Origin of the sequence: Duganella sp. P38 (assembly GCF_050859475.1) — a bacterium.
Lineage (GTDB): Bacteria > Pseudomonadota > Gammaproteobacteria > Burkholderiales > Burkholderiaceae_D > Rugamonas.
Window position 1 is genome coordinate 1,576,362 of the sequence record NZ_CP193936.1, and the last position, 12,864, is coordinate 1,589,225.

Here is a 12,864-nt window from a genome sequence, read left to right on the forward strand (position 1 = left end):
TATCGCCCCCGCCAGTGTCAACGGCCTGACGCCATCTAATCATGTTTGTGATTGCAGAGTAAATGCAGTTTACTTGCAATAAAACAGTGGCTCGACTATCATCTAATGCAACTTTATTGCATTAGAAGGGTTTATGTTCAATCGTATCGATTCACGCTGGCCGGCAACCGTTTTGTCCGGGCTTATCGGCGCAATGTGCTCCAGCGTTACAGGCGTGCACGCGGAAGAAGACACGGTGTTGCAGACGGTGAAAGTCCAGGCGGACAGGCCGTCACGCAGCGACAGCGTGGTAACGGTGGAGAATACCCAGGCGCAGAACAGAACGCTGGGCAATATGCTGGAGCAGGTGTCGGGCGTGCAGAGCAGCGCCTTCGGCCCCAACGCCGGCGCGCCTGTGATTCGCAGCCTGGGCGGAAGCCGGGTGCAGATTCTTGAGGACGGCCAGTCCATCCTCGGCATGAACGCACTTAGCGGCGACATCAATATTCCATTCGATCCCCTGTTTGTGCGCAGCGCCACGGTCAACAAATCGTCGGACAGCGTGCGCTATGGCGGCAGCGCGATCGGCGGTAGCGTCAACCTCGACGCCGGCATCGTCTCCCGCAAGATGGAGGACAAGGATCACGAGATTGAATTTGTGCTGCGCAAGGGCGTCAACGACGCCGACGCCCAGGGCCTGCGCCTGAACGTCAATAATCAGAAGAACTTTTCGGCCAATGTGCAGCTGTCGTTCCAGGAGATCGCGCACTACGATATTCCAGGCAGCAGCAAGGCGGCCGTGTGCAATAGCCAGCTGTTCCCCGCCAAGGGCGGCGTCAACACCTTTTTGGCCGACAACTGCCAGAAAGAGGCGCGCATTCAGCAGGTGTATAACAAGTCGTCGCAGCCGTATATCGATCAGTTCATGAAGGAGAATCCGGACTGGGCGGACGGCGATTTTTCCTTCTACACCAACAACCCGACTTCGGTGTGGCAGCGCAAGACGTATGTGAATCCAGCCAACCCGGCCTACATCCCTGGCACGCCGAAGTATGTCCAGAACAAGATCAACCGCGACGTTACGCCGGACTATCGCGGCACGCTGGGCAACAGCTATTTCAGGAACTCCCACGTTGCCGCTGGCTCCACGTATTTCTTCGAGCAAGGCTATGTGGCGGCCAGCGTCGACTCCAAGCGCAGCAAATACGGCGTTCCCGGCTTCTCCATGGAGAACCAGTCGTTCGGCGCAAACTATGACAACGGGCTGCCGGTGGGCGTGGACATCGATCAGGACAAGTTTGCGCTGGAAGCGGCGCTGCGCGATCCCCTGCCGTATGTCGAAAAAGCGGAATTCCGCGCCGCGCGCGTGAGCAACACCTCAGGCGAGTATCTCGGCCGCACGCTGGCCAATGAATACCAGTTCGACAGCAATCAGGGCGAAGTATTGCTGGCGCATCGGCGCGTCGGCGCGCTCGGCGGCACGGTTGGCTTCAGCCATCAGGCGCGCGATGTGACGGGCAGCGGCTCGCAACGTTATCTGCCCGATGTGCGGACGGCAAACAGTGCGGTGTTTGTGAAAGAGAACCTGGACTTCGACTGGGCGTCCTTCGATGCCGGCTTCCGCCACGAACGCGTGGACCATGAGATTCAGGGCAGCGAGTTCAAAACGTCGCGCAATGCGGCCAATGCCAAGCTGCAGGACCGCGACTTCACCCTGCATAGCTACATCCTGGGCGGCGCGGTTGACATCGGCAAGCTGTTTGGCCTGAAAATGCGCTACGCGTCGTCGGAACGGGCGCCGGACATCAATGAGTTGTACGCGAGTAACCGCCACTACTCGATCATGACCCAGGAAGAGGGCAACCAGAACTTGAAGGCCGAGCGCGCCAGGAACACCGAGTTGACCGCGCTGTTCAAGCACGGCGGCTTGCAATTGACGGCAACCGGCTATGTCATGAAGTATGAGAACTACCTCTACCTCGGCTACTCGGGCCTGCAGACCGCCAACCGCCTGCCCTTGAAATATTGGAAGCAGACTGATACCACGGTCAAGGGTTTTGAGATCGATATGTCGCAAGCCTTCGCGCTGGGCAGCTATGGCAAGCTGAGCGTCTCCGCGTTTGCCGACCTGGTCAAAAACCGCGCGGATCACCCGGACTCGCTGCGCGCGCACAACGACGGCGTGTACTTGCCCAATATGCCGACCAACCGCTACGGCGCGCATCTGCTGTGGGAGCACCAGCAATGGAAGGCGCGCCTGTCCAGCACGTACTACGACAAACAAAAGTATCTGGGGAAAAGCGTCAGCGACGAAGTGCCGCTCGATGCATACAACATGGTGAACTTCCAGCTGAGCCGGGAAATTCCGCTGCGGCACCCTTACGTCAAGGGCGTGGAGCTGTTCGTCAGCGGCTCCAACCTGCTGGACGAGGATGCGCGGCCGCACAACTCGCCGCTGAAATACATCGCGCCGTTGCCGGGGCGGGGTTTCCAGGTCGGCATGACGGTCAGGCTCTGACCACGTGCCAGCGGCGGGCGCGCAACTAAGCGCGATTGCTGTTCAATACTTCGCGTAGCAGTGACAGGTCGACCGGCTTGACCAGATGGTGGTCGAAGCCGGCCGCGCGCGACAGCACGCGGTCGTGCTCCTGGCCGTAGCCGGTCAGGGCGACAAACAGCGCGCTATCGGGCGGAACAATGTCGCCCAGGCGGCGCGCCAGTTCATAGCCGTTCATGTCCGGCAGGCCGACATCAAGAATGAAGATGTCAGGCTGGAAGGCCGCCGCCATCTCGATGGCGCGGCGGCCGTCGAAGCTGATTTGGACCTGGTGGCCCAGCACCTCAAGCAGCTGGCCCAGCGTCTCGGCGGCGTCGGCGTTGTCGTCGACGATCAGGATGCGGCGCGCGGTTTCGATGGCGGGCGCGTCGCTGCTTGCCGTCGCGTCGGCGCGGGCCGGCGCCGCTTCGTGGTGAGCCGGCAGCAGCACGTCGAAACGGCTGCCCTTGCCGGGGCCGTCGCTGTGCGCCGCCACGCTGCCGCCGTGCGCCGCCACCAGGCTTCGCACCAGCGTCAGGCCGATGCCGAGCCCGCCTTCGGAACGGTCCGGCGTGCGGACCGCCTGCTTGAACATCTCGAACACCTGCGGCAGCAACTCCGGGCTGATGCCGCTGCCGTTATCTTGCACCGTGATGCGCAGCTGCTCGTCCTGCGGCGCGACGCTGACATCGATACGGCCGCCCTGCGGCGGCATACTTGGCCGCGTTCGACAGCAGGTTCACGACAATCTGAATCAGGCGCGGCGCATCGCCGCGCACCATGGCGTGCGCGGCGTCGGTATGCACATGCAGCGCATGGCCGCGCGCCTCGATCAGCGGCCTGGCCTGTTCAAGCGCTGCCGCAATCACGGTCTTCAGGTCGGTGGGGCGCAGGTCCAGCTCCACCAGGCCGCGCGTAACGCGCGACACATCCAGCAGGTCGTCGACCAGCGTGGTCATGTGGCGGACCTGGCGGTCGATCACCGCTACCGCGCGCGCGTGACGGGCCGGATCGGGCTGGCCGAGATGCAGCAGGTCGGTGGCGGCGCGGATCGGCGCCAGCGGATTGCGCAGCTCGTGCGCCAGCATCGCCAGGAACTCATCCTTGCGGTCGCGCTCCTCGGCGGCGCGCTGCGCAGCCTGCTGCAACTCCTGTTCGGTATGTACATGGTGGGTGACATCGGTGCCCTGCACGAACACGCCGTTGACGCGGCCCTCGTTGTCGAACACCGGCTGATACATAAAGTCGACCCAGCGCTGCTCCAGATCGCGCTGGCCGCCACGCTGCAAGGTCACCGGCACGCGGCGGCCGAAGAAAGGCTCGCCCGTGTGGTAGACCCGGTCCAGCAATTCCGGGAAGCCCTGATCGACGATTTCCGGCAGCGCATCGCGCAGGCGCTGGCGCAGCGGATCGCGGCCGCCGATCAGCTCGCGGTAACTGTGATTGGCCAGCTCGAACACATGCTGCGGCCCGCGCAGCAGGGCCATGAAGCCGGGCGCGTCGGCAAACAGCTGTTGCAGCATATCGGCCTGCTGCTTCAGCGCGCGTTCGGCCAGCACCTGGCCGGTCTTCTCGGACAGGATGCACAGCACGCCGAGCACCTGCTGCGCGGCGCCGTAGATCGGCGTGTACGAAAAGTCGAACCAGGCCTGCTCCTCGCGGCCATCGCGGTGGATCAGGAACGGATGGTTCTCGAAGCGCAAGGACTCGCCGTCAAAAGTGCGCTGCAACAGCACCGACACCTCGTCCCAGACCTCGTTCCAGCTATCGACCATCGGCCGGCCGAGCGCGCGCGGGTGCTTGTTTCCCAGCACCGGCAGATAGGCCTCGTTATACAGAAAAATACGCTGCTCGCCCCAGACCAGGAACATCGACGATTCCGAATGCGTCATCAGGTCAACGGTGAAGCGCAGCGGGGCGGGCCAGGCCTCGACCGGGCCCAGCGGGGAACGCGCCCAGTCGACGGCGCGCAGCAGGCCGTCCACGGCGGGTGGGCAAATTGTCGCTAGCGCCTGATCCATGGCCTATCTCAGCAGATACAAATAGTGATGGATCATAACAGACGGGATGGCGCGCACGAATAGGCGGTGAACAGGACGGGCGTGGCCGCTGGCCAATTTTGCCTATGAGCGCGCATGATTTCGGCAGTTATCCGAGTCTCAGCCGAAAGCTTTTGTAAATAGACACAGGTTCTTTGGTCGGGGCGAGAGGATTCGAACCTCCGGTCTCTACGTCCCAAACGCGCTTTTCGCTACTATTACCGTACCCCGGTTTGTGGGTAAATCATTATAAATCAAATGCTTACCAGTACAGTGTTTTTCGCTTTGGGCACGGGAATCAGTGGCAAAAGCCGAAAACTGCCAATGATTTGCCACTGATTTTTGAACCGCTCTCATTGCCACTGATCTGCCATTTTTATATATGACCTCGTAGCGCTAGCGGATACGGCGATAGTGTCCTACCCGGCCTGGTAGCCTTCCCGACAATACCACTCACTGCTCGCTAGGGCGTGTAAAGGGCGGTCGTCCAGCAGTTTGCGTGGAGGCTGCGGTGAACGGCCGCATATTCGACAAGCCGAGCTCGCCGCGTATCCTCTGTAGAACAAAACATCGAAAGCGTTTGTCGAAGGGCCGCAAGCTCACTGGTAGCCTGCACGCCAAATCTGAGCTACTCGCCCACGCAGTGCGGCAGCAGCGGTATCGGTTCTGAAAGACGGCTTCCGCCCATTTATATGTGCGATTCATAGAGATCATTTCAATTTTCGCAGGGTGCCGGTTTCAGCTACCGACAACGACTTGATCGAGGATGACTTCGCCTTAAAAATTGAGAGGTGCCTATAGCAAACCTCGCTTCTCAGCAAGCCGTACCAACACCGATACGATGAGGTGTATCCGAACGATAAGCGCTCATTCGGCATGGAGGAGCTTAGCCCTCATTAATCTGGGTATTGTGAAATTTGCATACCATCCATTTAATAAAAGTTGCATTTTTTCACTATGAGAGGCAAATTGTAGGACCACAAAAATACGAAAAAAATCAACCTAAACCTAGGAGAAACGAGTGGCCAAGAGGAATTCAGGATGGTCAGCTACGCGTGTCAGTGGAGCCGTCGTGCTCGGTTTTATTCTGTTGTGCGTTGTTCCGTTACCAGTCACGATTATTCTCGGCGTTGCTGGCCTGCTGATTTGGGGGCTGAACTCGAAATCAAAGTCCAAGTTGAACACGTCCTCAACAGCTGGGAGCGCGCAAAAACCACAGCGAAGCCATCCCGCCAATAGTACCCAGACTGCTACTGGAAGAGCTTCGCGTGTTTCGGAGCGCAAGCTTTCGTCGCTAGACGTTCCAATTACCGTAACAGTTCAGTTCTCAAGCTCTTCATCGTCCTCAACTTACAGAATTCCTGACGCGCCGCCAGAGTATGGAGAAGCAAAGTGGATTCCAGAGGGGGAGTCTGTGACGGTTGCTGGGACTGTGCTACCCGGAGGACTTTTTTACGTCGGTACCAAGCTTTTAACGAACGGTCGTCAGAATGACCCATGCTTGATTGATCCATCAAAACAGGTGGCAACGCGGGGGAATTTTTCCGAACGGCAGATGGGATATTGGCCTCATTACGGTGCAATTTCGCCGGAGGCTCGGCGGTCGTACTTAAACTGGCTCGCGGCGGGCCGCAAAGACTCTGACGCGGATATCGGCTTCGTGTTCCTTTTCTTCTATGGCCTTGAACGACGCGTTCTTGTGGATACTGCCAAGGAGCCGGCTCTTCGGGCTGAGTGGCCAGTCATCCAACGGGAACTGGACAGGCTCATAGAGATATATGGTGGGAGGTCCGGGTCTTTCAGACAATACGCCACCTCACTGCTGTCCTGGCTCGGCCAAGTGACGTTCAACGAGAAGGCATACAGGAAGCCTCTACCCAAGTTCGAGCGGACTGGAGAGATTCCGTTCGCGCTTAAGTTCGCCCTCGGACAAGCGGCACTAGATAAGGCGCCGATACCATCACACTTAGCACTTGCATGGATTCGCTTGCACCCGATGTCGTCCTTGAAAACTGCAGCTTACCGCTGTGCTGACGAATTCGATAATTTGTTCGCAATTGTGTACGAGCGTACTTTTGGCGAAGGTATGGTTATCACAAAGAACCGGACAAAGCTGAAGTTGACCCATGCGCCAGCATCGTCAGCATTTAGCGGACAAACGCAAATTGCGAACGTCGGCGACATCCCGGACATATCCGTTTTGACTGCGCCGTTCAAAAAGCTTCAAGACCTGGTTCAAGTCGTCGCAAAAGAGCTTGATGCATACAGCCGATATGTTGGGAAGAATCCTGACACCCGTAATTCGTTGGAGGGCCTGCTACTGCTTCCCGTCGACTTGTGGCCCGCTAGTACAAAGTCGCATCTTCAGGACCTGAAAGAGAAAATTGGATACGACATGCTTATGATGTCGTTCCGAGAAGTGCTCAGTTCGTTACGCGCCCAAGGACCGCTAACAAAGGAGAAGGGCTTGGCGCTGGCACGAGCATTGGAATCGAAGAATATTGGTATCGAGCCGGATGTTCTTGGCGGAGCAAAACTTCCAAAGGATGAAGAAAACGTCGTGTTGTTTGCTGTCTCTCCAGAGGACGCATCTATTCGCTCAACTCCGACCTATAAGGCTGCATTGCTGACCCTTCAGTTGGCATCTTCGGTGGCTAGTGCTGACGGTGATTTCTGCGAAGAAGAACTGGAGTACCTGCAGGCCCAAGTGCGGACGTGGAAGCACTTAACACCGAGCCACACTCATCGGCTCCAAGCGCATTTGCTGTTGCTGAAGACTACTCCGGTCTCACTCACAGCCTTGCGCTCAAAATTGGACGGAGTTGATGCTCAAGCGAAGGACTCTATCGCAGCTTTCATAGCCACCGTGGCGCAAGTTGATGGAACTGTATCCCCAGAAGAGGTAAAGCTTTTAGAAAAGCTATATAAAGCCCTCGGGGTTGATTCGAAGCGTGTCTTCTCGGATGTTCACGCCGCCGCATCTGGGAGGCAACTGGTTGCCTCTACCGGAAATACCGAGCAATCGGGCTTCAAACTCGACGCTGCACGCATTGCAGCTCTTCAAAAAGATACTGAATCTGTCACTGCTCTCCTTTCTAATATTTTCAAAGAGGAGGAGGTTGTGACGGAGGCCGAAGAGGCCGACGAAGAGATTGTTCCACCAAAGGATACTTTGCTAGGATTGGACGACTCGCATACTGTGCTCGCACGCTTGCTGATGTCCCGGTCTCAGTGGTCAAGAGATGAACTTGGTGACGCCGCAGCCGACCTGGAACTGATGCTCGACGGAGCTCTTGAAACAATCAATGAAGCAGCATTTGAATCTCATGACGTACCATTCATCGAGGGTGACGACCCTATCACTGTAAATCCTGAATTTCTGGAGAAGCTAGCAGCATGAACACTCCCATTCGATTAAAAGACCGTGACGCAGTCATTCAGTCGCTCCGTGCAGGGGTCGTACCCCGCACCGGGCAACACCTAATTCAAGTCGGCCGAGCAAAGGAAATCGAAACGCTCGTGGGAGACATCGACCGCATCGCTGATGGGGGCTCCGCGTTTCGCCTGGTGATAGGGGAATATGGCGCAGGCAAGACGTTCTTCTTGAACGTGGTACGCGCTGTAGCGTTAGAGAAAAAGCTCGTCGTAGCCACTGCAGACCTCAACCCGGACCGCCGATTGCAAGCTACTGGTGGACAAGCGAGGTCGTTGTATGCTGAGTTGATGCGTAATCTCTCGACGCGCACTAAGCCAGATGGAGGAGCCCTCTCGGGTATCGTTGAGAAATTCATAGCAACTGCAAAGACTGAGGCAAAAGCTGTCGCCCAACCAACAGAGGCAGTTATTCGGCAGAAGCTTGACCAACTAACAGAGCTGGTAAACGGCTACGATTTCGCAGACGTCATTGCTGCCTATTGCCGTGGATACGAAGAAGGGAACGAACAGCTCAAGGCGGATGCTGTCCGATGGTTGCGTGGAGAGTTCCACACCAAGACGGATGCGCGCCAGGCGCTAGGCGTGCGGGCGATTGTCGATGACTCTGCAGTTTATGACCAGCTCAAGCTCATGGCACGCTTTGTCCGTCTGGCTGGTTTCTCTGGCCTCTTGGTTGGGTTCGACGAATTGGTAAAACCTGTACAAGCTGGCTAACACGCAGGCTCGTAACTCGAACTACGAGCAAATCCTTCGCATTTTAAATGACTCGCTGCAAGGAACATCCGTCGGGCTAGGGTTCGTATTGGGCGGCACACCCGAGTTTTTGTTGGATACTCGCCGCGGTTTGTACAGCTACTCGGCGCTGCAAAGCCGTCTAGCGCAAAACACTTTTGCGACGGATGGTCGCGTCGACTTCAGCGGCCCAGTAGTACGCCTTGGCAGTCTTACGCCGGAAGACTTCTACGTCCTTCTGCAGAAGGTCCGACATGTTTATGCACTTGGTGACGAGTCCAAGTTTTTGCTGCCAGACCAAGGAATTGCAAGCTTTATGGAACATTGCGCCAATAGAGTAGGCGAAGCTTACTTCCGTACACCCCGGACGACGATTACCTCTTTCATCAATATGCTTGCAGTGCTCGAACAAAATCCGAATAGCGCTTGGCAGGAGCTCCTTGGTGGCATCGAGGTTCAAATCGATAACGGCGCAAATGCAGAGCAGGTAGTGGAGACCGAGGGCGACGACGAATTCGCGTCCTTTAAGATGTAGGACAGCACATGGCCGATAGCGCTGCGTTTCACCAGCTTGACGAGCGTATTCAGCGCTATCTTTGGGCTGAGCAATGGGAGTCCCTCAGGGACGCTCAGGAGGCTGCCATTCCGCTTATCGTCAACGGCGATACGGATGCTATCGTGGCCGCTGCAACCGCTGCCGGCAAAACAGAGGCAGCTTTTCTGCCCGCCCTTACGCATCTATTGCAGTGCGAGGCCCCAAAGCTGATTGTTTACATCAGCCCGCTCAAAGCCCTCATTAATGACCAGTTCGGACGCCTACAGTGCCTGTGCGAGCAGCTGGAGATTCCTGTCTGGCCTTGGCACGGCGATGTGTCCGCTTCTACAAAGAAGAGGTTCCTCGAACGCCCGACCGGAGTTCTACTGATTACCCCAGAATCCCTTGAGGCGCTGCTTTGTAATCGCGGTACGTCTCTGCGCGCTATATTCGACGGCCTAGCGTTCATCGTCGTTGACGAACTTCATGCATTCATTGGCAGTGAAAGAGGAAAGCAACTCCAATCATTGATGCATCGAGTTGAACGGGTAACTGGCCGCAGTGTTCCACGTGTAGGGCTCTCAGCCACCTTGGGTAATATGGCCCTGGCTGCCGAGTTTTTGCGACCAGGAAGAGGCGCTGGCGTGAAAATCGTAAACTCCCGTTCGGAAGGCGCTGAGCTCAAGGTTCTAGTAAAGGCCTTTGAAGAGCCACTCTTAGTTCGGACGAAGGATGATGAGACGCGGTTGGACGACGATGAAGATGACGAACAAATAGCTCCAGGCGCCATCGCCTCCCATCTATTCAACGGACTGCGCGGGTCCAACAATCTTATCTTCCCTAACTCACGACGCGAAGTGGAGCGCTTTACCCATCTTCTAAACGGCCTTTGTGAAGCGAATCACGTTCCCAATGAGTTCTGGCCGCATCACGGAAGCCTTTCGAAGGAAATTCGTGCAGAGACTGAGGAAGCTCTGAAGCAAAGGGAAAAACCAGCCACCGCCGTATGCACGAATACGCTTGAACTCGGTATCGACATCGGCGCAGTGAAGAGCGTCGCCCAGATTGGCCCACCTCCATCAGTAGCGAGCCTACGCCAGCGCTTAGGCAGGTCAGGCCGCCGCAAAGGAGAGCCGGCAATCCTACGCGGGTACTGCGTTGAAAACGCAATTTCCGCAAAATCCTCCCTCTCTACACAACTGCGTCTCGACACCGTACAGATGTCGGCGATGATTTCACTGCTCATCGAAGGATGGTTCGAGCCGCCGGTTACGCATGGTGTGCACTACTCGACGCTAATTCAGCAAGTACTCTCTCACATCGCCCAAGTCGGTGGTTCCACTGCTGGACAACTATATGCGCTGCTGTGCGGCCCTGGTGCTCCATTTGAGGGAATTTCGAAGCAGGATTATCTCGACCTAATTCGAACCATGGGTCAGCATGATTTGCTTATCCAAGAATCGTCGGGACTACTCTTGCATGGCCAATTAGGTGAGAAGTTCGTGAATCATTATGCGTTCTACGCAGCCTTTGCTACTGATGAGGAGTACCGAATTGTCGTCGGCGCGAAAATTCTCGGCACGCTTCCCGTTTCGCAAATGCTGTGTGCTGGTCAGCGAATTCTCTTTGCCGGCAAAACTTGGACTGTCGAAAGCATCGATGACGACACTAAGACAATCTACGTTGTCCGTGCGCGCGGCGGAGTACCCCCTCTTTTCAATGGCAGTGGTGGATGGACGCACACGCGAGTGCGGCGACGGATGCGTGAGCTTCTCGAATCAGACCAGTTGCCTGCCTTCTTGGACGAGACAGCGAAGCGGTTTCTTATCGAAGCGAGGAAAAACTACGCTGCTATGGGGCTTTCAAAAAGTGCCGTAGTGGACCAAGGGTACGAGGTCCTGCTCCTCACTTGGCTTGGCGACCCTGCAAATGAGGCTATTGCGTGCCTTTTAAATTATTTAGGTATGAGAGCGCAGGTCGCGGGCCCTGGCGTCGAAGTATTGAAATCAGGCGTCACTACAGAGGAAATCGTCGACAGAATCCTAGACGCGGCGCTCGATGAGCTTCCTGACTTGCATTCCATGTTGGAGGGCGCGAAGAACTTAGAGCGCCAAAAGTGGGACTGGGCACTGCCGAAGTCGCTGCTCTTAAAGAGCTACTCCAGTCTATACCTAGAATTCGAAGAGGCGAGCGAATGGCTTCGGCAGTTTGAAGCGGACTCAAGTTAAGACTAAGTAAGGATATAGGCTTATTAATTTAGCCTAACCTGAAACGAACTGTCGGATGAGTTGGCATTTTGAAAACGTGTACAAGTTGCCATTTGACCTGACAGGATGTGTCAGGCCATCTTTGTATTGGTCCGAATCATTACAGACCTTCAGAACAAAGTTTTCATGGACAGCCAATGTACGTGCGCGGACTCGCGACGTAGAGGTCTATATACCAAATAAGAGGTGAAATGGAGGTCGATTCGGAGACTGAAGAAAATAAGAACCCTCAATGGGATAGCGGCTTGACCGGAGAACTGGTCACCTCGGTATTCGGTGTGGCGCAGTGGAAGAAGGCGCACCCGAGCGTAAGATCCATGACGGACAGACCTGAATTCTGCCGCTACCACTACCACGAGGCCTTGGACATGATGAACGAATACATCAAATCCAACCTAAAGGAGACCGGCTTGTGGGGTGTCTACAAGGACTACGATGAATTTAGTTACCTGATGCTAAAGATCAGGGCGAATATCGTTGCCTTCGTCCAGAGCCTACATGCCGTAGCGGATACCTGCTCCCACGTGCTCTATTATTCCCTGGCGCTGGACAAACTTCCCAGGTCCCTCAAGGAGCGGGACATCTATGCCAACAAGGTCCTCAAGGTCCTAGAGCAGCAACGCGATGCTGGACATCCCGAGTACGAAAAGCTCTGTAGATTATTTCGCGAGATCACAACTGGCGACGACTACAAGTACCTTAATGCCCTGACCAACACGTCAAAGCACCGCAGTATCGTCCGCCCAGAACTAAACGAAGATGCTACTGGCAGGCGGGAAGAGAAGTGGATTCTCTTCTTGGAGTCGTTCAGGTACACAGGAGAATTATTCGAAAAAACCAACGCTCGCGAGTTCATGCGGAGGGAGCACGACCGTATCCAGTCACTGACCGTAGACATTGATGTTGAACTGAACGAGGTCTTGAAGAGGCTCCAACCATTGAAGTCCACGCCCGACGCCGCTGAAGAAAGTTATTAAAGAGCCCATGCCGCAGCAGTCGTACGGCCACCACGACTTTATGACCGTATCCAGCCTCAAACTATCACTTGAGCAAATGTGTGAACAGACTGCTTATGGCCGAACTTGGACGTATTGCCAGTCTTGAGTTTGGTCGGGGCGAGAGGATTCGAACCTCCGATCTCTACGTCCCGAACGTAGCGCTTTACCGGACTAAGCTACGCCCCGACTGTGATGACAATTACACCAGATTTCCGTTCCGATATCAACTGCGTGCGTGGCGAGCGCCTGCCATTTTGCAAGCTGTTGCTGCCGTGCAGAAACTCCTTGTCGGCGCGCAAGCCGGATGCTACAGTGAAAATCTCTTCGCCGGCGTGCCCAATTG

The 12,864-nt window shown here is 56.1% G+C and carries 6 protein-coding genes, 1 tRNA gene and 1 pseudogene; 5 read left to right on the forward strand and 3 right to left on the reverse strand.

Annotated elements, in window-relative coordinates; all coding sequences use genetic code 11:
• The first annotated feature begins 133 nt into the window (after nucleotides 1-133).
• Nucleotides 134-2,497, forward strand: coding sequence for a TonB-dependent receptor (locus ACRQ5J_RS07200; protein ID WP_432382163.1), 2,364 nt, complete (start codon nucleotides 134-136; stop codon nucleotides 2,495-2,497).
• Between the two features lie 25 nt (nucleotides 2,498-2,522).
• Here the strand turns inward: ACRQ5J_RS07200 and ACRQ5J_RS07205 are convergent, their stop codons facing one another.
• Together ACRQ5J_RS07205 and ACRQ5J_RS07210 are read right to left on the reverse strand one after the other, a co-directional pair.
• Nucleotides 2,523-3,230, reverse strand: coding sequence for a hybrid sensor histidine kinase/response regulator (locus ACRQ5J_RS07205; RefSeq protein WP_432382164.1), 708 nt, complete (start codon nucleotides 3,228-3,230; stop codon nucleotides 2,523-2,525).
• A complete protein-coding gene (locus ACRQ5J_RS07210; RefSeq protein ID WP_432382166.1) occupies nucleotides 3,154-4,536 on the reverse strand; it encodes a PAS domain-containing sensor histidine kinase in 1,383 nt (460 codons plus the stop codon). The genes ACRQ5J_RS07205 and ACRQ5J_RS07210 overlap by 77 nt, the downstream gene beginning before the upstream one ends.
• Nucleotides 4,537-5,575: 1,039 nt before the next feature.
• Here ACRQ5J_RS07210 and ACRQ5J_RS07215 point away from each other — a divergent pair.
• The 4 genes and pseudogenes from ACRQ5J_RS07215 (at nucleotide 5,576) to ACRQ5J_RS07230 (ending at nucleotide 12,500) form a co-directional block, all read left to right on the forward strand.
• Nucleotides 5,576-7,954: a TerB N-terminal domain-containing protein gene (locus ACRQ5J_RS07215; protein WP_432382168.1), complete on the forward strand. Its 2,379-nt coding sequence runs from the start codon at nucleotides 5,576-5,578 to the stop codon at nucleotides 7,952-7,954.
• A pseudogene (locus ACRQ5J_RS07220) lies at nucleotides 7,951-9,256 on the forward strand (ATP-binding protein). Before ACRQ5J_RS07215 ends, ACRQ5J_RS07220 begins: the two are co-directional and overlap by 4 nt.
• Before the next feature lie 8 nt (nucleotides 9,257-9,264).
• On the forward strand, nucleotides 9,265-11,484 hold the full coding sequence (locus ACRQ5J_RS07225; RefSeq protein WP_432382170.1) for a DEAD/DEAH box helicase: 2,220 nt from the start codon (nucleotides 9,265-9,267) through the stop codon (nucleotides 11,482-11,484).
• 230 nt (nucleotides 11,485-11,714) lie between these two features.
• Entirely contained in the window at nucleotides 11,715-12,500 is a 786-nt protein-coding gene (locus tag ACRQ5J_RS07230; RefSeq protein WP_432382172.1) for a hypothetical protein, read from the forward strand.
• Between the two features lie 130 nt (nucleotides 12,501-12,630).
• Here the strand turns inward: ACRQ5J_RS07230 and ACRQ5J_RS07235 are convergent.
• Nucleotides 12,631-12,707 (reverse strand) — tRNA-Pro (locus ACRQ5J_RS07235).
• Between the last annotated feature and the right edge of the window lie 157 nt (nucleotides 12,708-12,864).